The organism is Stutzerimonas stutzeri (genome assembly GCF_024448955.1).
GTDB lineage: Bacteria > Pseudomonadota > Gammaproteobacteria > Pseudomonadales > Pseudomonadaceae > Stutzerimonas > Stutzerimonas stutzeri_AQ.
The window spans coordinates 157,466-177,317 of record NZ_JAMOIH010000006.1 but is presented as its reverse complement, the minus strand read 5'-3'; the positions used below and the strand labels follow the sequence as shown (position 1 = coordinate 177,317).

Sequence of the window (19,852 nt, the reverse complement as noted above, 5' to 3'; positions counted from 1 at the left end):
TGCCGATTCGGCAACGGCCCTCTCAAGGAAGCGGCATGCAAGAAGCGACAGTACGTATCGAACTGGAGACACCGCGCCTGCGCTTGCGCGGCTGGCAAGACAGCGACCTCACACCGTTGGCGCAGATGTGCGCCGACCCACGGGTGATGCGCTATTTCCCGGCGCTGCTCTCGCGCGACGAATGCGCGGCGGCGATGGCGCGCTGCCGTATTCACTTTGCGCGGCACGGCTTCGGTTTCTGGGCGCTGGAGCGCAAGGACGACGGGCGCTTCATCGGTATGGCCGGTCTGGCCTGGAGCCGCCTGCAACAGCCGTTTTGCCCTGCCGTGGAGACCGGTTGGCGACTCGCCAGCGATCAGTTGCGCCAGGGCCTGGCCCGCGAGGCGGCGGAAGCGGTTCTGGACTGTGCTTTCGAGCGTCTGCAACTGACTGAAGTGGTGGCCTACACCGCCGCGCTCAACGAGCCGTCCCGAGGTTTGATGGAGGCGCTTGGCATGCAGCATGAGCCGCAGGAAGATTTCGAGCATCCTGGCGTGGCCGAAGGGCATCCGCTGCGTCCGCATGTGCTGTACCGGATGCGGCGGAATAACCGGGTCGTTACCCGACGATAAGCACAATTATTAGGGTCTGTTGCCGTTTCGTCGCGGCCGCGACGGAGCCGGTTTTTTGCGCGAGACAAGGCACGAGTCGCGCAGTTTGGTCGCTCCAAATAAGCGACGAGTAACGCCGTATCGCGCAAAAACCGGCCCGTCCCTTCGGGTTGCGCGGCAAATGTCGCCATGCGGCGTTGCGGGACTTGGCAAGGGAGCAACCATTGCTTGCGTCCCGCGCCTTGCCTGGCGACATTTGGCGCAGCAACGCGGCTCGCAGCGAAACGGCAACAGACCCTAGAGCGAATCCTGCCGAATCCGTAATATTGCGCGCCTTGCCCGTGCCGCCTAAATAGGAAGAACATCATGACCGACACCCTGGATACGCTGGTGAACCTGCTGTCGCTGGAGCGAATCGAGGAGAACCTGTTTCGCGGCGCAAGCCAGGATCTGGGCTTTCCGCAGTTGTTCGGTGGCCAGGTGGTCGGTCAGGCATTGTCCGCAGCAAGCCAGACCGTGGCGCCTGAGCGTCATGTGCATTCCATGCACGGCTATTTCTTGCGACCCGGTGATTCACATCAGCCGGTGGTATACGACGTAGACCGGGTGCGTGACGGCGGCAGCTTCACCACCCGGCGGGTCAGTGCGATCCAGAAAGGGCAAACCATCTTCACCTGCAGCGCTTCGTTCCAGGCGGACGAGACCGGTTACGAGCATCAATTGCCGATGCCCGAGGTGGCCGGACCGGAAAATCTGCTCAGCGAGTGGGAGCTGCTGCATAAACTGACGCCGCTGGTGCCGCCGCGGGTGGCTGAAAAGCTGCGTCGCCCCAAGCCCATCGAAATCCGCCCCGTGACGCTGCAGGACCCGATCAATCCCGCACCGATCGAGCCGATCCGGCACATCTGGTTCCGCGCCGATGGCTCGCTGCCCGACAACGCCGCGCTGCACAAATATCTGGTTGCCTACGCTTCGGATTTCAGCTTCATCGGCACCGCGCTGCAGCCGCACGGCGTCAGCTCCTGGAGCAAGTTCATTCAGCTGGCGAGTCTCGACCATGCCATCTGGTTCCACCGCGAAGTGCGCGCGGACGATTGGCTGCTCTACTCCATGGACAGCCCTTGGGCCGGCAACGCGCGTGGTTTCGCCCGTGGCAGCATCTTCAACCGCGCCGGCGAACTGGTCGCATCGGTGGCGCAGGAAGGCCTGATTCGCGTGCGTGAGGACTGGAAGTGAAGCTGGCCGACGCGCGGCACTGGGTGTTCGACATGGACGGCACTCTGACCATCGCCGTGCATGATTTCCCGGCGATCAAGCGAGCGCTGGATATCCCGCTGGAAGACGACATCCTGCATCACCTCGCCGCGCTGCCTGCCGATGAGGCGGCAAGCAAGCGCGCGTGGTTGCTGGAACATGAACGCGAGCTGGCCTATGCCGCGGCGCCTGCACCGGGCGCGCTGGAGTTGCTGCATGAATTGCGTGACCGCGGTTGCCGGCTCGGCGTGCTGACGCGCAACGCCCATGAACTGGCGCTGGTGACCTTGCAGGCCGTGGGCATGGGTGACTGCTTTTTGCCTGACGACATTCTCGGCCGTGACGAGGCACCGCCCAAGCCCGACCCCGGCGGCTTGCTGCATCTGGCGAATAAGTGGCAGGTCGCGCCCCAGACGCTGGTGATGGTCGGCGACTATCGCTTCGATCTCGAATGTGCAAAGGCGGCCGGCGCTCGCGGTGTGCTGGTCAATCTGCCTGAAAATCTCTGGCCCGAACTGACCGAATTGCATGCTCGCGATTGCCTGGAGCTGCGTCGGATGCTGGGTGGGTAAGGTCGCCGGGCCTGCCCCCGTAGGGCCGAACTTGTTCGGCCTTTGTGGCACCGTGGCCGAATGATTCGGCCCTACAGTCGTTGTAGGAACCCGCTCGCAGCAGCGGCGCAACCACTCAGGCGTGCCCACGCAGGAGCATGGGCACGCTCAACTGCTCAGTAAATCGCCTGATACAGCTTGCGCCGGTAAGTCGTGACTAGCGGGTGATCGTTGCCCAGCAAATCGAACACCTGCAAAAGCGTCTTGTGCGGCTGACCGTCGGCGTAGTTACGGTTGCGCACGAATAATTTGAGCAGGCCGTCCAGTGCGGCTTCGTATTGCTGGCGTGCCAGCTGCTGGATCGCCAGTTGATAGGCCGCCTCGTCATCCTCTGCGTTTTGCGCCAGACGGCTTTTGAGGTCGGCGACTTCCGGCAGGTCGTTGGCTTGCCGGAGAAAAGTCAATTGAGCGCGTGCGGCAGCGAGTGCCTGCTTGTGCTCGTCGCCCTTGACCGCACCGAGCACCGTTTCGGCCTCGCCCAGCTCGCCGCGTTCGGCCAGGCAGCGTGCGTAGAGGATCAGCGCCGCAGCGTTTTCGTTGTCTTCGGTCAACAGTTGCTTGAGCAGATGCTCGGCCTCACCGATGCGCCCTTCGGCGAATAGCGCTTGGGCGGCTTCCAACTGGTCCGCTTCAGGCGCGGCGGGCAACTGAACATGAGGTTCGAGCATGGCGCGAACCGCCGATTCAGGTTGCGCACCAGCGAACCCGTCGACCGGCTGGCCGTCCTTGAACAGCACGACGGTGGGCAGGCTGCGTACGCCGAAGCGCGCTACTACTTCCTGCTCGATATCGCAGTTGACCTTGGCCAGCAGCAACTCGCCCTGATAGTCCTCGGTGATCTTCGCCAACAGCGGCATCAGCGCCTTGCACGGCGCGCACCACTCGGCCCAGAAATCCACCAGCACTGGCTTGTGAAAGGAGTTTTCCAGCACCAGTTGCTCGAAGTTGGCGCTACTGACGTCGAAGATGTAGGGAGTCTGGCTCATCGGAACTCTCGAAATTGGCGCATGCGAAATGAGGCATGCATGTTAAGTGGGGGCGATCCGATTCGGAAGCAAGTCGCCGACAGTCAGGCGCTTGGCGTCGCCAGCGGCCAATTGGCCATTTCGCGGTAGTGCACGCCGCTCGGAGTATGTTCGGAAAGGAACAGGCCGAAGCGCTGCACGTGCCAGTCGAACATGGGCGGCGTTGCGGTCGGTGGCGTCTGCGCGTCGCGTGCAAGGGTCACATGAGGCAGAAATGGCCGCGAATCGAGGGCAAAGCCATGCGTGGAAAGGCCCGCATGCAGTTGCTCCACCAGTTGGCTCAACGGCGACGGCAGCTGGCTTGGGATCAGGCAGGCGAAGCCATGACCGATGGTCCGCAGCTGGTCCAGCCGCAACGTGAAGGCGTCGGCGCGCAGATGGCTGCCGAGCTGCTTCAATTCCTCCAGCGCACTCGCCGGCTGGCTGCCGAGAAAGGCCAGGGTGAGGTGCAGGTTGGCCTGCGCCACGGGTCTGCCATCGAACTTTTGCGTGTCGCGCCAGCTGCAAATCGCGTCCGCCAGTGTCGAAGGGCAGGGTAGGGCGAAGAACAGGCGCAGGTCTTTTTCGGTCGTCATCGCTTCCTCAGCCTCCGATTACACGCTGCTCACGACGGGTTGAATACGCTTGCGCCTTCGACCCTGCCCCCAGCTTCCAGCTCTCTAATCGACTCCCGTCCTTACCGCATGATAGAGGCTGACTCGACGGAATTCCGCTGGCTCGGCCAGATCCGGCCAGGTGCAGGCGTCCAGGATGTCCAGGCGCTCGTATAACGGATGTTGAAAGTCGCGCACCCGCGAATCCGCAACCAGCGCTTCGCGGCCTCGGCTCAGGAACTGGCTCAGCAATGGCAGATTGGCGCGATCGTAGAGCACGTCCGCGACGATGATCAGGTCGTAGCGGTCGGCCTCGGCGAAAAAATCCCCGGAATAGCTCAGCTGGACGTCATTGAGCTCGGCATTAGCCCGGCAGGCAGCCAGCGCCAACGGGTCGAGATCGCACGCGACGACTTCCGCCGCGCCCGCTTTGGCGGCAGCGATCGCCGCAACGCCCGAACCCGTGCCGAAATCCAGCACGCGCTTGTCGCGCACCCACTCGGGGCGCTCCGCCAACCAGCGCGCCAGCACCAGGCCGCTGGCCCAGCAGAAACACCAGTAGGGTGGCTCTTCGAGAATCCGCCGGGTTTCTTCTGGGCTGAACGCGCGATCCATATTTGCCGCATCGATCAGCCAAAGACGGATGTCGGTATCGGGGAGGTTTGCGATGCTCAGACGCGCGTCGCCGAGCAGGTCGGCCAATGCCGCCTGCAATGCAGCGGGCGGGGTCAAGGCGCTGGAACCAGGCGTAACGGCCCCAGCGATTGGCTGGCCGGACTGCTGATCTGTACGGCTGGCAGGCGCATGATCAACTGTCCCGAGCGGGTGACGCGGCCGCGCAGTTCGACCTGTTGGTCCTTGGGGAAATTTTCGGCGTTGAACTTGAGAATGAACGGCAGCTCACCGCCGCGCCCCTTCAAGCTGACATTGCTCAACAAGCGATCGGGCTGGTCTCGGCGGTTGACTTCCAGCAGGGCCAGGTCGACCTCGCTGTCGGCCGGGACGCCGATCAGGCTGCCATGCAACTCGTGCAATGGATTGGTCGCCTGAGGTGGATCCTCGAAGGTGACGGGTGCGGCGGGACGCTGGGCCTCCTGGCTCGAACAGCCGACCAGGGCCAGGAGCAAGACGGGCAACATGAAGGGGCGTAACTGCACGGACGGCTCCAGAACGTGACGTTGATGCGCGCCTGTATAGCAACAATCCGCTCGACTTGTCTTGCCGACGCGATGCGCTACCATGGCTCTCCGACGTCTGACAGCTCTAAACCATGCATTGTCCCTTCTGCGTTGCACATGACACCAAGGTCATCGACTCGCGGCTGGTCGCTGAAGGCGATCAGGTCCGTCGTCGCCGCGAATGCCTCGCCTGCGGCGAACGCTTCACCACCTTCGAAACCGCCGAGCTGGTCATGCCCCGGTTGATCAAGCAGGACGGCAGTCGCCAGCCGTTCGACGAAGAAAAATTGCGCGCCGGCATGCAGCGCGCGTTGGAGAAACGACCGGTCAGCGTCGAGCGGCTGGAAGAAGCCATCGCCCACATCAAGCACAGGCTGAGGGCCACCGGCGAGCGTGAAATCAAATCACGGGTGCTCGGCGAGTTGGTGATGGCCGAACTGCAAAAGCTCGATGAGGTGGCCTATATCCGCTTTGCTTCGGTCTATCGGCGCTTTCAGGATCTCAACGAGTTTCGCGAGGAAATCGAACGCCTGTCGCGCGAACCCGCCAAAACCGAATGAACAGTAACGATCACGCCTGGATGGCCCGCGCGCTACAGCTGGCGCGCAAAGGGTTGTATTCGACGCATCCCAATCCACGTGTCGGCTGCGTCATCGTCAAGGATGGCCAGCTGCTCGGCGAAGGCTGGCACGTGCGTGCCGGCGAGCCGCATGCCGAAGTCCATGCGCTGCGCCAGGCTGGTGAACGCGCGCGCGGTGCGACCGCCTACGTCACGCTAGAACCTTGCAGCCATCATGGGCGGACGCCGCCCTGTGCCGAAGCGCTGGTCGAGGCGGGTGTCGGGCGCGTGGTCGCGGCCATGCAGGACCCCAATCCGCAGGTCGCAGGCCGCGGTCTGGCACGCTTGCGCAGCGTTGGCATCGAGGTCGCCAGCGGCGTAGTGGAAAACGAAGCGCGGGCGCTGAACGCCGGCTTCGTCAAGCGCATGGAAACCGGCCTGCCATTGTTACGCGCGAAACTTGCGATGAGCCTCGACGGCCGCACCGCCATGGCCAGCGGCGAAAGCCAGTGGATTACCGGCCCTGCGGCGCGCGCCGAGGTGCAGCGGCTGCGCGCGCAATCCAGTGTGGTGCTGACTGGTGCCAACACGGTGCTGATGGACAACGCGCGGCTGACGGTACGCGCTGCCGAGCTGGGGCTGGATGACGAACTGACTGCGCTGGCCATGCAGCGTCCACCGTTACGCGTATTGGTCGATGGTCGCTTGCGCGTGCCGCTGGATGCGCCGTTTTTTCAGGCTGGCTCGGCATTGGTGGCCGGCACTGGCGATGAACAGGCGGCAAGCTATCAGGCGGCAGGTCATGAGTTATTGGCGTTGGCCAGCGATCTTGGGCGTGTCGATCTGCGCCGTCTGCTGGTCGAACTCGCCAATCGTGGCGCCAACGAGGTGCTGCTCGAAGCCGGCCCACGTCTCGCCGGTGCTTTTGCCGCGCTGGGGCTGATCGATGAATACCAGATATTCGTCGCCGCGAAATTCCTCGGCTCCTCGGCTCGCCCGTTGCTCGATCTTCCGCTGGCGCGCATGAGCGAAGCGCCCGAAATGAAGATCGAGGATATCCGGGCGATTGGCGACGACTGGCGCATCGTCGCCCGTCCGGTCTGCTGATCCGTTCTCGACGAGACGGATCAGCTCGCTCAGTTCACTGGCTTGAGTCCATTGTGGTCAAGTTTCGCCCGGCGCTTGTTGGCTCCCAGCAGGAGCCGCGCCAGCAGGCTGTCGTGGTGAGGGTTGCCAAAGTGGAACAGCGCGGTGGCGCGCAGCATGGCCGGGTCGCACTGGTCGTTGGCATGCAGGCTGCGGTAGCCCGAAAACAGATAGAGGTTGCCGGGCTCCAGTTTCAGGCGGATCGGCCGCAGCCAGCCGCGGCGCACCGCAAAGGCGACCAGCTTCTGACTGATGGTGTTATGCAGCACGGCCTTCTCGATCACGTTGCGCAATGCATTGAAGCGAACGCGCCGCAGGTTGGGGAAAATGAACAGGTCGCCGCAATGCTTGCCTTCGGTCGGAATGAACAGCGGGAGCAGTGCGGTGACCGCCGTGGCATCGAAGTGGTAAAAATGCGACTGCTTGAGTCCGCTTCGGCCCTGCAAACAGCGGATCACCGGAAAAATCTGCTCCGTTGCGGCCGGTTCCCGTCCTGTCTGGAGTCGGTACAGCTCTGCCAACGTCTCCTTCAAGGGCGCGGAAAGCGCCAGTGCCGCTACGATGCTGCCACCCAGCGCCTCGATGCCATGAATCGCGAAGTACTCGCCCTCGTGATTGGCTGCTTGCTGCTCGATAAACGCGCGGCCCTGCTCGAGCACCTCGGCTGAAATGTATTGCTCGATGACCGCAAACCCATTGCGGTCGATATCGGCAGCCTGAGCGGCAGCCGACGTGTCCATAGCCGTAACCTCTGACATACCCATCCCTCGCGGCACATGTGAAGGTTCGGAGCGTTCTTCCTGATCGTGTCCTGGTTTGCGCGGGGGGGATCGCCAAAAGTACGAGCGATCCTGGCTCGGCGTGTCGGTACGACTTGATGCGGAGTGACGTTCCATCCTGATCGTCTTGCTTTGTGTCGGCACGAGTTCGCGGCAATCGCGTTGTCAGGCCGATTCTGATGCGTATGGACAAACAAGCGCAGCGCTAGTTGCTTGAGATGAGGAATTTTTTTGAGCGGCTGCCTCGTCAGTCAAACGGTCGTTTGCCGCTGCAGAATCGGCTCGTTTGTGGTAAAAACTGCGCCGGGTCCTAACCGACCCACGTTCTCAGGGCGGGGTGAGATTCCCCACCGGCGGTAATGGCGCTGTCAAGTGCCTAGCCCGCGAGCGCTTGTCTTGGACAAGGTCAGCAGACCCGGTGTGATTCCGGGGCCGACGGTATAGTCCGGATGAGAGAGAGCGGGATGCCTCGACGGGCGCCGTTCGTGCGCGCGTCTACTCCCTATCGATCTGCAGCGCCCTGTTTTATCCAAAACAGGAGTTGGTCATATGCATCGTTTCAACAGCCTTCCACGGGAGGCCGCATGTTCACAGGAATAATCGAGTCCATCGGGACCATTCGTGCGATGACGCCAAAGGGCGGCGACGTCCGTGTGCTGGTCGAGACCGGCAAACTGGACCTGTCAGACGTCAAGCTTGGCGACAGCATCGCGGTCAACGGCGTCTGCCTGACGGCCGTGGAGTTACCGGGCAATGGCTTCTGGGCTGACGTCAGTCGCGAAACCCTGGCCCGTACCGCCTTCGTCGATCTCAAGGCTGGCAGCCGGGTGAATCTGGAAAAGGCCCTGACGCCGTCTAGCCGTCTCGGCGGGCATCTGGTCAGTGGTCACGTCGATGGCGTGGGTGAGGTGGTGATGCGCGAGGAGAATGCCCGCGCAGTGCAGTTCCGCATCCGCGCGCCGCGTGAGCTGGCGAAGTACATCGCGCTCAAGGGCTCGATCACGGTCGATGGCACCAGCCTGACGGTCAATACCGTGAACGGTGCGGAGTTCGAACTCACCATCGTCCCGCACACTCTGGCTGAAACCATCATGGTCGACTACCGCCCCGGGCGGCAGGTGAATCTTGAAGTGGATCTGTTAGCGCGTTATTTAGAGCGTCTGCTGATGGGTGACAAGGCGGCCGAGCCGAATGCCTCGGGCCTGACGGAAAGCTTCCTCGCCGAACACGGCTACCTGAATAAATAAGGACTCGGCCACCATGGCTCTGAACACTGCTGAAGAACTGATTGAAGACATCCGCGCCGGCAAGATGGTCATCCTCATGGATGACGAGGACCGCGAGAACGAGGGCGACATCATCGTTGCCTCCGAATGCGTGACCGCTGAGCACATCAATTTCATGGCCCGTTTCGCGCGCGGCCTGATCTGCATGCCGATGACCCGCGAGCGCTGCGAAACGCTGCAGCTGCCACTGATGGCGCCGCGCAATGGCTCCGGTTTTGGCACCAAATTCACTGTTTCCATCGAGGCCGCGGTTGGCGTGACCACCGGCATCTCTGCCGCGGACCGCGCCCGTACCGTTCAGGCGGCAGTGGCGAAAGAGGCCAAGGCCGAGGACATAGTCAGCCCTGGTCACATCTTTCCGCTGATGGCTCAGCCAGGCGGCGTCCTGGCGCGTGCGGGTCACACCGAGGCGGCCTGCGATCTGGCGCGGATGGCCGGTTTCGAGCCGTCCGGTGTGATATGCGAAATCATGAACGATGACGGCACCATGGCCCGCCGGCCCGAGCTGGAAGTCTTCGCTGAACAGCATGGCCTGAAGATCGGTACCATCGCGGACCTGATCCACTACCGCATGATCCATGAGCGCACCGTCGAGCGGGTTTCCGAGCAGCCGCTGGACACCGAGCTGGGTCAGTTCAAGCTGGTTACCTACCGCGACGGCGTGGAAGACACCGTCCATATGGCGCTGACCCGTGGCGACATATCGCCGGAAGAGCCGACTCTGGTGCGTGTGCACAACATGGAACCGCTGCGTGATTTGTTGATGGTGACGGTTCCAGGACGCTGGAGCCTGCGCGCGGCGATGAGCGAAGTGGCGAAGGCGGGTAGCGGCGTGGTCTTGCTGCTGGGTAATCCGCTGACCGGTCCGCAGTTGCTGGCGCAGCTCAACCGCCAGCAGCCGCCGACGCCAGCGACCTACAGCACCGTTGGTGCCGGCTCGCAGATTCTCCGCGACCTCGGCGTGCGTAAGATGCGCCTGATGAGTTCGCCGATGAAGTTCAATGCGATATCCGGCTTTGACCTGGAAGTTGTAGAATACCTGCCTGCCGAATAATCAGAGGCGCCGCGCGAGTCGCGGCGCCTTCGTTCTTTAAAAGAGATGAGAAATCACCCATGTCCCTGAAGACCATCGAAGGTACCTTCATCGCCCCGCAGGGCAAGTTCGCCCTCGTAGTAGGCCGTTTCAATAGCTTCGTCGTCGAAAGCCTGGTGAGCGGCGCCGTCGATGCGCTGGTGCGCCACGGTATCCCGGAAGACGCCATTACCATCATCCGTGCGCCGGGCGCCTTCGAGATTCCGTTGGTGGCACAGAAAGTCGCTCAGCAGGGTGAATACGACGCCATCATTGCCCTGGGCGCGGTCATTCGTGGCGGCACCCCGCACTTCGAATACGTCGCTGGCGAATGCACCAAGGGCCTGTCGCAGGTTTCCATGGAGTTCGGCGTGCCGGTTGCCTTTGGGGTGCTGACCGTCGATTCCATCGAGCAGGCCATCGAGCGTTCCGGCACCAAGGCCGGCAACAAAGGTGCCGAAGCCGCACTCTCAGCCCTTGAAATGGTGAGCCTGCTGGCGCAGCTGGAGGCCAAGTGAGCCTGAATCACGACGAAAGCCAGGAGCCCCAGCCGAAGGCCAAGGGCAAGATCGCGACGCGCCGTGTGGCGCGTAGCCTGGCGATGCAGGCGCTGTATCAGTGGCACATGGCCGGCCAGAGCCTGAACGAAATCGAGGCGCAATTTCGCGTCGACAACGATTTCTCCGGGGTCGATGGCACCTACTTCCACGAGCTGCTGACCGGTGTGGCGCGCGCCAAGACCGAAGTCGACGGCGCCATCGTGCCGCACCTCGACCGCCCGCTGGACGAACTCGATCCGGTGGAACTGGCCGTTCTGCGCCTGTCCACCTACGAGCTGATGCAGCGCATCGACGTGCCCTACCGTGTGGTGATCAACGAGGGTATTGAGCTCGCCAAGGTGTTCGGCGCTACCGATGGACACAAGTTCGTCAACGGTGTGCTGGACAAGCTGGCGCCTAGCCTGCGAAGCGCTGAAGTCAACGCTCGCAAGCGCTGAGACTGCACGTCCGATGGGTGAGTTCGAGCTGATCCGCCGCTACTTCGCCGCCGCCGCTTGTGCCAGGGCCGGCGGCGAAGTCGCGTTGGGCATCGGTGATGATTGCGCCTTGCTGGCGCTGCCGGCAGGTGAGCAGCTGGCGGTTTCCACCGACACGCTGGTTGCCGGCGTGCATTTCCCCGATCTCTGCGATCCGTATCTGCTCGGCCAGCGCGCGCTTGCGGTATCGACCAGCGATCTTGCTGGCATGGGCGCGACGCCTATCGGTTTTACCCTTGCGCTGACGCTTCCGACGGCCGATTCAAGGTGGCTGTGCGAATTCGCTCGCGGGCTCGACGCGATGGCGGCGGGCTGCGACATGCGTCTGATCGGTGGCGATACCACACGCGGTCCGCTGAGCATGACGCTGACGGTGTTCGGACGTGTGCCGGCAGGCCAAGCACTACTCCGCAGCGGCGCACAGCCGGGCGATCTGCTCTGTGTCGGTGGTGCGCTGGGCGATGCCGCAGGTGCATTGCCGATTGTGCTGGGTGAGCGTGAAGGTGATACGGCCGAGGCGGCTGCGTTATTGCGACGCTACTGGACGCCGCAGCCGCAACTCGCGCTGGGGCAAGCGTTGCGTGGCAAGGCCACTGCGGCGCTGGACATCTCCGACGGTCTGCTGGCCGATTGTGCACATATTGCCGCCGCGTCCGGAGTCTCGCTGTGCATCGAGCAGTCCAGCGTGCCGCTTTCGAAGGCATTACTGGGCTTCGCCGGTGCGGAACAGGCCCTGCAGTGCGGCTTGAGCGGCGGTGATGATTATCTGCTGGCGTTCACCCTGCCAGCCGAGGCGTTACCGGCGCTGCTGGATGAGGGTTGGCCAATCCATGTGATCGGCCACGTAACGTCGGGCGAGGGTGTGCAGCTACTCGACGCTGACGGCAATACCATCGGCGTCGGCCCTCGTGGCTACAACCATTTCGAGAGCTGATCGGCCTTCCAGGCCTGAACGAGAGGACCATCCATTGACCGATTCCCTGCAGCCTGCCGCCGCATCAATGCCCGTGTCGGTATGGAGCAATCCCTGGCACAACCTTGCCTTCGGTTTCGGCTCCGGCACGCTGCCGAAGGCGCCGGGCACATGGGGGTCGCTGGCGGCACTAGCGTTCGTGCCGCTATGGCAGGCCATGCCCGGCTGGGGCTACGGCCTGGTGATCGTCGCCAGCATGCTGTTCGGCATTTGGCTGTGCGGCAAGGTCGCGCAGGATCTGGGCGTGCATGACCATGAAGGCATCGTCTGGGACGAGTTTGCCGGCATCTGGATCACCTTCTGGCTGGTGCCGGCAGGCTGGCATTGGTTGTTGCTCGGCTTCGTCGTGTTTCGCGTACTGGACATCGTTAAGCCCTGGCCGCTCAGCTGGATCGATCGAAATGTGACTGGTGGCCTCGGGATCATGCTCGACGACATTCTCGCCGGCTTCGCCGCCTGTGCGCTGGTGCATCTGGTCGTCATGCTGTTTGGCTGAGCCGGGCTGTGCGTCTGGTCGCTGTAACTAGCACATGGCCATGGAAGAATGCCGTTCCGCCCGTGCCTCAAGGAAGATTCCCCCGATGCGTTCCGTCGCCCTGCTGCTCGCTGCCACGCTGTCGCTGATTGCCTTCACTGTTACCGCGGCGCCGCGCGTACAGGTGGTGGGCCTGTTTCCCGGCGCTGCAGTTCTGAACGTCGATGGCCAGCGCAAGTTGGTCCGGGTCGGGCAGATGGGGCCGGGCGGTGTCGAGGTGGTCAGTGCCGACGCCAAAGGGGCCGTGCTGCGCGTCGAGGGTGTCGAGCGGACCTACAGTCTTAGCCGTGAGCTGAGCTCGGGCTTTGCCGAACCCGAGCGCAAGCAATTGAGCATCGCCAAGGGGCAGGGTGGCCATTACTGGATCGCTGGTTCGATCAACGGCCAACCGGTGCAGTTTCTCGTCGATACCGGCGCTACCTCTGTGGCGTTCAACGAAAACCAGGCGCGCCGTCTGGGCATCGACTATCGCGTCGACGGCAAGCAGATCGTGGTCGGCACTGCCAGCGGCACGGCAAAGGCCTGGCGGGTGCATCTCAACAGCGTCAAGGTCGGCGCCATCGACGTGATGGGCGTGGAGGCGGTGGTGGTGGAAGGCTCATCGCCCACCGAGGCGCTACTGGGCATGAGTTTTCTCGGCCGGGTCAGCTGGCGCGAGGATCAGGGCGTGTTGAGGCTTGAGTCGAAGATTTAAGAGAAGCAGCTGGAAGCCCGAAGCTGAAAGCTTGAAGCAAAAACATAAGCGTGTGGCGTCAGCCTGCACACGGGCTTCCAGCTTGCTTCTGCTGTTACAATGCCCGCTTTTCCGCCTTCTGGAGTCTCTCCGGTGTCTGTCGTCTTCGTCGCCGCTTCCCAATTGCCGACGCCGTTCGGTGTGTTCACCATGCATGGTTTTCTCGACCAGGACACCGGCAAGGAGCATGTCGTACTGACGATGGGCGATGTTGCCGATGGTAAGCCGGTATTGGGCCGTCTGCATTCGGAGTGTCTTACCGGCGATGCCCTGTTCAGCCTGCGCTGCGACTGTGGTTTTCAGCTGGAGGCTGCGCTGAAGGCCATCGCCGATGAGGGGCGTGGTGCGTTGTTGTATTTGCGCCAGGAAGGCCGCGGTATCGGCTTGCTGAACAAGATCCGCGCCTACGAACTGCAGGATCAGGGTGCCGATACCGTCGAGGCCAATGAGCGCCTGGGCTTCGCGCCGGACATGCGCGATTACGCGATCTGCCTGCCGATGCTAGAACACCTGGGTATCTCCGAAATCAAGCTGATGACCAACAACCCGCGCAAAGTCAAGGCGCTGCAGGGCTTTGGTATTCGTATCGCCGAGCGCAAGCCGCTGCAGATCGCGCACAACCCGCACAACCGCAAGTACCTCGCCACCAAGGCCGGCAAGCTGGGCCATATGCTGGGCGAGATTCACCAGGGCGAAGCCGAGCAGTCATGAAGCGTGCCGAAGAAAGGACTCGACTGAATCGGTTGTGGTGGTTCTGGCTGGCGCTGTGCCTGCTACCCTGGCTGCTGCTGGGCCCCATCGACTTCAACCTCGGCATGCCGCCCATGGCGATCTTCATCACGGGCCTCGTCGCCCTGTTCCCTAGCCTCAAGGCCTTTTCATCGTTCAAGCGCGCGCTCTTCGCGCTGCAGGAGCGTGACCAGGCCGGCGAGCGTGATCGCTGGGCCGCCTTGCAGAAGGCTCAGGTGCTAGGCCTGTACTGGGCTGCCCTGCCGGCCTGGCTGGCGGCGCTGGGCTCACTGTCGGGGTTGGGCGGTGTGGCCTGTCTGTTGCTGGTCCTGGGCAGTCTGATGACCTTCTTCCTCTACCGCATCCCGCGCCAGGTGGTGTAGGCCTTCATTCAAGCAGGGCCTTGCCGTAGCTCTTGCTGACGAAGGGCACCTCATCAATGCCGCGACGCTGGTTGATCACTAGCGTCAGCACGAAAAAGAAATTCACCATCATATTGCACAGGCGCGGCAGGATCAGCGGTACCTCGATGCCTTCCTGATCAACCCGCACCATCGCGCGGATGGCTTTTTTCGCGCAGGAGCGGGCGTGATGAAGCTGCGCTACCTGCGCACCGCCGCGCGGCAAGACGAAACCCCGCAGACGCTCGCTCACCTCACTCTGATAGTGGCCAGCGGGCCTTGCCGCCAGGCCAAATCGGAGTCCTCTATGGCCAGACGCCCGCGTATCGAGCCGTTGACATGGAAGGCTAGCGGCTGCAGCCGTTCCAGGTCGACGCGTAGATCGTCAAAGGGGACAGATCGATGATCTCGCCGATATGTCCGCACAGCTCATCGGTGACCACCTCGAAGTCGCACAGTACCGAAGCGTCCTGAATGAATGGGTAGCAGATTTCGTCGCGGTTCTTGCTGAGTTTCAGCGCCATGCTTTCATCTTGGTTGGATGATGGGCGGCCATACGCTGAAGTCCACGTGAACCTCGACGTTGAATACCTCGGCTAGATGTTCCGGTGTCAGCACCTGTTGCGGCGTGCCCGTGCGATAGAGGCGGCCCTGGTGCATCAGGCATAGACGATCGCAATAGCGGGCGGCCAAGGCCAGGTCGTGGATCGACACCAGTACGCCGCGGCCTTCGCCAGCATAGGTTCTGAGCAGGTCGAGGATGTGCCGCTGGTAATAGAGGTCGAGACTGGCGACCGGCTCGTCGGCGATCAATATCCGGGGCTCGCCGGCCAGCACGCGAGCCAGCCAGACGCGAGTCTGTTCGCCGCCTGAGAGCTGATCGATGCGCCGATCGCGCCACTGCCACACACCGGCCTGATGCATGGCGTGGTGAATCCTGTCGGCATCCTCGTCGCCCCAGGGCAAGCGGCCAAGGGTGACGATGTTCTCCACGTTCAAGGCCCATGCGCTCTGGCTGGCTTGCGGCAACAGCGCCACCTGGCGCGCGCGTTCGTTGCTGCTTAGGCGCTGGCTGGGTTGGCCGCCGATGTCCACCTGGCCGCGGTAGGTTTGCACGCCGGCCAGGCAGTTGAGCAAGGTGGACTTGCCCGAGCCGTTGGGGCCGATGATGCCCAATACTTCGCCAGCAGTCAGGGCCAGATCGGCCCCCTGCAGGCGCTCGGCCACGCTCAGTTGGCACGCGCGAATCAACTCCATTTCTGCCGCTCCCGCCAGACCAGCCAGATGAACAGCGGCGCCCCGATCAGCGACGTGAGCACCCCAAGCTTGAGCTCTCGACCCGGCGGCAGCAGCCGGACCACCAGATCGGCAAAGAGCACCAGCGTCGCACCGGCCAACGCCGAAGGGAACAGCAGCCGATCCGGACGATGATTTACCAGCGGACGAATCAGGTGCGGCACGATCAATCCGACAAAACCGATCGCACCCGCCACCGCGACCGCCGAACCGACCAGCACCGCCGCGCCGAGGACGATCAGCTGGCTGCCGCGTTTGACGCTTAGTCCAAGGCTTTGCGCAGTGTGTTCGCCGAGGCTCAGGCCGTACAGCAGCGGACGTTGACGCAGAATCAGGGCGCCGCCGATCAGCAGGGCCGGCAACAGGATGCGCAGGTGATCCAGCCCGCGTTCGGACACCGAGCCTAGCAACCAGAACACCAGTTCCTGCATGGCGAAGGGATTGGGAGCGAAGTTGAGCACCATCGCCAGCGCGGCGCCGCTGACAGTGGATATCGCCAGCCCGGCCATGATCACCATCGACGGGCGGGAGGAGCCGGCCAAGGCCAGCATCAGAATCAGCGCGATGCCCGCCCCGAGCAACCCGGCCAGTGCCGGTGCCATCTCGCCGGCAAAGGACAGCAGGCCGAAGTAGAACACCGCCGCTGCGCCGAGTGCCGCGCCCTGGCTGGCGCCGATCAGTCCGGGGTCGGCCAACGGATTGCGCAGCAGCCCCTGCAACGCGGCGCCGGAGAGGCCCAGCGCCGCGCCTACGCAGATGGCCAGCAGGGTGCGCGGCAGGCGGATATCGCCGACCACGATGGCCTCCAGCGTGTCCGCCCCGCGCAGCCAGTCGAGCAGCCCGCCGGCCATGTTGACCGATGTCGAACCCAGGTTCAGCGAGAGCAGGGCGGCGATCAGCAACAATCCGCTGAGTAACGGCGTGATCAGTCGAGCCATTGATGCAATTGTCCTATCAGTTCCCAGGTCCATGGCCCCGGACATTGCCAGCGCCAGAATTCGCTAGTCAGCCAGCGCTCGGCCGGTACGGCCCTGGCCAGCGCCGGGTGTTCGGCGAATTGATTGGCCCGCGCGCGATGCTTAGGCGCGGCCCACAGAATCGCATCTGGCGGATCGCTGACGATTCGCTCCAGATCCAGGCGCTGGTAACCCGGCTCGGTCAGGTAGTTGGTCCAGCCGGCGTGTTCGAGAATCTCATGCTCCAGCGTGCCCTGTCCGGTGCCGATGGCATTGGCGCCTAGAAGTAGCAGGCGCTGCGGTTTGGCAGGGCGGGACATCGGGTCGGGCACCGCACTGGCGAGCGTTTCCGGTAGTTGCAGGGCGCGCAGGAACTGTTTTTCGTAGTCCACCACCTGCTCCAGGGAGCGCGGCAACGGCAGCACCTCGACGTGTATGCCCAGGGTATCCATGCGCTGGCGAATCTGTGTCGCCGAATACTGGCCGGACAACACCAGGTCGGGACGCAAGGCGACGATCTGCTCCAGGCTGCCATCGTGCACGGGCCACTCGGGGCCTATCCAGTCGATGGGGTAACGGCGTTGCAGCTGCGACAGGGCCACGACGTTGTTTCGGTCCGCATGATGGGCGATCAGCCAGTCCGCGCACAGGCCGAGGGAGAGGATGCGTTGCGGGGCGGCTGAGGCCATCCACGGCAGCAGCAGAAACAGGGCTAGCAGAAGGCGAACGGGGTGGTGGCGCATCAGGGCACGTACTTCGGTGAGTGTCAGCAGGCAGAGAGTTGATCATTGGGATGCCCGAGCCTGCTTCCTCCGCTTGGGCGCCACGGTAGTCCGAGGCGCCTCGGCAAGAACATTCAGAAGCGGTAACCGACGCTCAGTTGTACCTCCTCCTCGGGAGCAGGATAGCGACTGGCGGCTGTGGCGAAGGCATCGTAGCGTTTGCCGGTCAGGTTGTTGATCCGTAGTTTGGTGTTGAACTGCCTGTATTCATAGGCCAGTGCTGCATTGACCAAGGTGTAGCTGCCGGCCTTCTGCTGAACGTTGGCATCGTCACCCGAGTAATAGCGCTTGCCGGTGTATACCGCTTCTACGTAACTCCGCAGGCCCGGCAGGATTTCATAGCTTACGTGTGCACTGGCGCTGTGGCGCGACACCCATGGCACATCATTTCCTTTGAAGCTGCCGTCGCGATACTCGGAGTCGGTGAAGCTGTACTGACCGCCGATACTCAGATCTGCGCTGAGTTGGCGTTCGGCTTCGAGCAGAACGCCCTTGCGCAGGGTCTTGTCCAGGTTGATGTTGGCGCCATCGAAGCCCCATGCGCTGTTTGGGCCAATCGCGGTCGGGTCATACATCAGCTCGTCTTCCAGCTCCAGGCGATACACCGTGAACCGGTATTGCTGAATGGCGTCGCTCCATTCCACGCCGCTTTCCCAGGATTCACCGGTCTGTGGTTTCAGGAAAGTGACACCTGGTGAAACGAAGCCGTTCTCGTCGACATTGGCCCAGCGCAGAACGTCCTCGCGCCTGATGAATACGCGGGTCTGCTCGTTGGCTTGCCAGCTCAGGCCGATACTACTGCTGCCTTCTCTATCACGATGCGCTCGGCTGGCAGCGGTGCTTTCGTCATCCGCTTCGCTGGCGCGGTAACCGATCACCAGATTCAATCCATTCCCGAGATCCTGGCTGAACTGTGTGTACCAGTCGCGCAGGGTTTGTTGCGCGAGCGTGTCGCCCCAGGCAGCCAGGTACTCGTAGTCGCTGGTGATGTGGTCATGGCCCAGGAGCCACTCGGCTTGCCCGAGAGGCGAATCGAATCGAGCGGTCAGACGAGGGCTGATGGTTTCGATACGGGTGCCTTGCGCAAATTCAGAGCCGGGACCGAAACTGCCGATCCCGTCTTGGTCGCTGTGGCTGTAATCGAGATGCGCGCTCCAGATATCATTCAGGCGCTGTTCCAGTGCCATGCGATGAACCTGGCTTTTGCTGTCGTTCCAGGACTGCGAACTGCTCTGCTTGCGGTCTTGACGCCGTAAAGCCAGCGAGATCGAATCGGGATAAAGCAGTTCGTCATCCACCGTCTGGTATTCATACAGCACATGTCCGTAGTCGTGCTCATAACGCACGCGGGCGAAGGCATTGCTGTAGTTGGCGTTGTTATGGTCGCGGTAATTGTCGTTGCTGCGTGTTTCGCCGCTTGCATACAGTGAGAAACCACCGCCGAGCTGCTGGTGAAGGTGTCCGCGAAAGGCCTCATGATCGTGGCTGCCTCGGCTGGCTTCGACATAGGCCTCGTTGCTGGATGGGGTGCGCGTGATGATATTGATGACACCGCCCACCGCCTGATCGCCATAGAGAACGGTTCCGGCGCCACGAATGATCTCGATCCGCTCGATATTCGCCAGCGGGACGCTATTGAGGTCAGCGCTGGACAGGGTTGGCTGATTCAAGCGGCGTCCATCGACCAGAACCAGGGTGTTATTGGCGGCATTCTCGCCAAAACCGCGCAGGCTGATGGCGGCGCGGTTACCGTCACCCATGGTGTCGCGAATTTGCAGGCCGGCCTGGCTGCGAAGTACATCGAGCAGATCGCTGCTGGCACTGGCTTCAATCTGCTCGCGGTCGATGACCGCTACGCTGGCGGGGGTCGGAGCTTTCAGGTTGGTCGCGCGGGTAATCACCATTGGCGGCAATTGAGCGCTAGACGAGGTGTCATCGGCAGCGAGCGCCAGGCCGGGCGTCAGGGCAATTGCCAGGGCCAAACGGGACAGTTTCATCGGTAAAGAATCCTCAAAAGATCGAAGCACTTTTGAGGAGGGCAGGAACAAGCGTGGGGGCTGGAATGCAGGCGTCCGCGCTTGACGGTGCTGCCCTCCGCAACACCAGTCGAATCCGCTCAGGCCGGTCTCCGGGCTCTCGACTCGCATCGCGCTCGCCTTCCCATGTCGAAACACAGTGGCGTATGAGCGAACGGCGATCTGTTGATCGCGGTCGATTACCGTTGCGGGGGCAGCGCCGGGATTGTTCGATTGAACGCACCGGCTTCCCGTTTAATGCACGCTCTGCGGCGGCACACCTGAGTGGAAAACGCGCGCACC

The 19,852-nt window shown here is 62.8% G+C and carries 25 protein-coding genes and 2 riboswitches; of the genes, 14 read left to right on the top strand and 11 right to left on the bottom strand.

Going from position 1 to position 19,852, the window contains the following annotated elements; genetic code table 11:
* The first annotated feature begins 35 nt into the window (after positions 1-35).
* The 3 genes from NA645_RS08760 (at position 36) to NA645_RS08750 (ending at position 2,416) form a co-directional block, all read left to right on the top strand.
* Positions 36-611, top strand: coding sequence for a GNAT family N-acetyltransferase (locus tag NA645_RS08760; protein ID WP_256048482.1), 576 nt, complete (start codon positions 36-38; stop codon positions 609-611).
* Between the two features lie 345 nt (positions 612-956).
* Positions 957-1,826, top strand: a complete 870-nt coding sequence (tesB, locus tag NA645_RS08755) for an acyl-CoA thioesterase II (protein ID WP_256048481.1) — start codon at positions 957-959, stop codon at positions 1,824-1,826.
* Positions 1,823-2,416, top strand: a complete 594-nt coding sequence (locus NA645_RS08750) for an HAD family hydrolase (protein WP_256048480.1) — start codon at positions 1,823-1,825, stop codon at positions 2,414-2,416. Before tesB ends, NA645_RS08750 begins: the two co-directional genes overlap by 4 nt.
* Before the next feature lie 155 nt (positions 2,417-2,571).
* On the opposite strand, the gene trxA is transcribed toward NA645_RS08750, so the two are convergent.
* The 4 genes from trxA to NA645_RS08730 all read right to left on the bottom strand — a co-directional run bounded on the left by trxA (position 2,572) and on the right by NA645_RS08730 (position 5,230).
* A complete protein-coding gene (gene trxA, locus NA645_RS08745) occupies positions 2,572-3,441 on the bottom strand; it encodes a thioredoxin (protein ID WP_256048479.1) in 870 nt (289 codons plus the stop codon).
* 83 nt (positions 3,442-3,524) lie between these two features.
* Complete coding sequence (gene thpR, locus NA645_RS08740; protein WP_256048478.1) at positions 3,525-4,055, bottom strand: RNA 2',3'-cyclic phosphodiesterase; 531 nt, start codon at positions 4,053-4,055, stop codon at positions 3,525-3,527.
* An 84-nt stretch (positions 4,056-4,139) separates the two neighbouring features.
* Positions 4,140-4,805: a class I SAM-dependent methyltransferase gene (locus tag NA645_RS08735; RefSeq protein WP_256048477.1), complete on the bottom strand. Its 666-nt coding sequence runs from the start codon at positions 4,803-4,805 to the stop codon at positions 4,140-4,142.
* Positions 4,802-5,230: a YbaY family lipoprotein gene (locus NA645_RS08730; RefSeq protein ID WP_423836469.1), complete on the bottom strand. Its 429-nt coding sequence runs from the start codon at positions 5,228-5,230 to the stop codon at positions 4,802-4,804. The genes NA645_RS08735 and NA645_RS08730 overlap by 4 nt, the downstream gene beginning before the upstream one ends.
* A 113-nt stretch (positions 5,231-5,343) precedes the next feature.
* On the opposite strand from NA645_RS08730, the gene nrdR reads away from it, so the two are divergent.
* Positions 5,344-5,811: a transcriptional regulator NrdR gene (gene nrdR, locus NA645_RS08725; RefSeq protein ID WP_131649746.1), complete on the top strand. Its 468-nt coding sequence runs from the start codon at positions 5,344-5,346 to the stop codon at positions 5,809-5,811.
* Entirely contained in the window at positions 5,808-6,917 is a 1,110-nt protein-coding gene (ribD, locus tag NA645_RS08720; RefSeq protein ID WP_256048476.1) for a bifunctional diaminohydroxyphosphoribosylaminopyrimidine deaminase/5-amino-6-(5-phosphoribosylamino)uracil reductase RibD, read from the top strand. Before nrdR ends, ribD begins: the two co-directional genes overlap by 4 nt.
* Positions 6,918-6,946: 29 nt before the next feature.
* On the opposite strand, the gene NA645_RS08715 is transcribed toward ribD, so the two are convergent.
* Entirely contained in the window at positions 6,947-7,696 is a 750-nt protein-coding gene (locus tag NA645_RS08715; RefSeq protein WP_256048475.1) for a hypothetical protein, read from the bottom strand.
* Positions 7,697-8,054: 358 nt separating this feature from the next.
* A riboswitch (FMN riboswitch) is annotated at positions 8,055-8,200 on the top strand.
* A gap of 119 nt (positions 8,201-8,319) precedes the next feature.
* Here NA645_RS08715 and NA645_RS08710 point away from each other — a divergent pair.
* The 9 genes from NA645_RS08710 (at position 8,320) to NA645_RS08670 (ending at position 14,482) form a co-directional block, all read left to right on the top strand.
* Positions 8,320-8,982, top strand: a complete 663-nt coding sequence (locus NA645_RS08710; RefSeq protein WP_256048474.1) for a riboflavin synthase — start codon at positions 8,320-8,322, stop codon at positions 8,980-8,982.
* A gap of 13 nt (positions 8,983-8,995) precedes the next feature.
* Entirely contained in the window at positions 8,996-10,075 is a 1,080-nt protein-coding gene (gene ribBA, locus NA645_RS08705) for a bifunctional 3,4-dihydroxy-2-butanone-4-phosphate synthase/GTP cyclohydrolase II (protein ID WP_256048473.1), read from the top strand.
* 59 nt (positions 10,076-10,134) lie between these two features.
* Positions 10,135-10,611, top strand: a complete 477-nt coding sequence (gene ribE / locus NA645_RS08700; RefSeq protein ID WP_256048472.1) for a 6,7-dimethyl-8-ribityllumazine synthase — start codon at positions 10,135-10,137, stop codon at positions 10,609-10,611.
* Positions 10,608-11,090: a transcription antitermination factor NusB gene (gene nusB, locus NA645_RS08695; protein ID WP_256048471.1), complete on the top strand. Its 483-nt coding sequence runs from the start codon at positions 10,608-10,610 to the stop codon at positions 11,088-11,090. Before ribE ends, nusB begins: the two co-directional genes overlap by 4 nt.
* A 13-nt stretch (positions 11,091-11,103) precedes the next feature.
* On the top strand, positions 11,104-12,063 hold the full coding sequence (gene thiL, locus NA645_RS08690) for a thiamine-phosphate kinase (protein WP_256048470.1): 960 nt from the start codon (positions 11,104-11,106) through the stop codon (positions 12,061-12,063).
* Positions 12,064-12,097: 34 nt separating this feature from the next.
* Positions 12,098-12,598, top strand: coding sequence for a phosphatidylglycerophosphatase A family protein (locus NA645_RS08685; RefSeq protein ID WP_423836568.1), 501 nt, complete (start codon positions 12,098-12,100; stop codon positions 12,596-12,598).
* 85 nt (positions 12,599-12,683) lie between these two features.
* Positions 12,684-13,331 (top strand): retropepsin-like aspartic protease family protein, encoded by a 648-nt coding sequence (locus NA645_RS08680; protein ID WP_256048469.1) that lies wholly within the window; start codon positions 12,684-12,686, stop codon positions 13,329-13,331.
* A 132-nt stretch (positions 13,332-13,463) separates the two neighbouring features.
* Positions 13,464-14,081: a GTP cyclohydrolase II gene (gene ribA, locus NA645_RS08675; protein WP_181099868.1), complete on the top strand. Its 618-nt coding sequence runs from the start codon at positions 13,464-13,466 to the stop codon at positions 14,079-14,081.
* The gene (locus NA645_RS08670) at positions 14,078-14,482 is read left to right on the top strand and encodes a hypothetical protein (protein WP_256048468.1); all 405 of its coding nucleotides are present in this window, start codon (positions 14,078-14,080) and stop codon (positions 14,480-14,482) included. The genes ribA and NA645_RS08670 overlap by 4 nt, the downstream gene beginning before the upstream one ends.
* A 4-nt stretch (positions 14,483-14,486) precedes the next feature.
* Here NA645_RS08670 and NA645_RS08665 read toward each other — a convergent pair whose 3' ends face one another.
* From NA645_RS08665 to NA645_RS08640, 6 genes are all read right to left on the bottom strand, one after another.
* A complete protein-coding gene (locus tag NA645_RS08665) occupies positions 14,487-14,789 on the bottom strand; it encodes a hypothetical protein (RefSeq protein ID WP_256048518.1) in 303 nt (100 codons plus the stop codon).
* Between the two features lie 58 nt (positions 14,790-14,847).
* On the bottom strand, positions 14,848-15,024 hold the full coding sequence (locus NA645_RS08660) for a hypothetical protein (RefSeq protein ID WP_256048467.1): 177 nt from the start codon (positions 15,022-15,024) through the stop codon (positions 14,848-14,850).
* 4 nt (positions 15,025-15,028) lie between these two features.
* On the bottom strand, positions 15,029-15,757 hold the full coding sequence (locus NA645_RS08655; protein ID WP_256048466.1) for an ABC transporter ATP-binding protein: 729 nt from the start codon (positions 15,755-15,757) through the stop codon (positions 15,029-15,031).
* Complete coding sequence (locus tag NA645_RS08650) at positions 15,748-16,734, bottom strand: FecCD family ABC transporter permease (protein ID WP_256048465.1); 987 nt, start codon at positions 16,732-16,734, stop codon at positions 15,748-15,750. The genes NA645_RS08655 and NA645_RS08650 overlap by 10 nt, the downstream gene beginning before the upstream one ends.
* Positions 16,722-17,495, bottom strand: a complete 774-nt coding sequence (locus NA645_RS08645) for an ABC transporter substrate-binding protein (protein WP_256048464.1) — start codon at positions 17,493-17,495, stop codon at positions 16,722-16,724. Before NA645_RS08645 ends, NA645_RS08650 begins: the two co-directional genes overlap by 13 nt.
* A gap of 113 nt (positions 17,496-17,608) precedes the next feature.
* Entirely contained in the window at positions 17,609-19,531 is a 1,923-nt protein-coding gene (locus NA645_RS08640) for a TonB-dependent receptor plug domain-containing protein (protein WP_256048463.1), read from the bottom strand.
* Between the two features lie 105 nt (positions 19,532-19,636).
* A riboswitch (cobalamin riboswitch) is annotated at positions 19,637-19,849 on the bottom strand.
* Positions 19,850-19,852 lie beyond the last annotated feature (3 nt).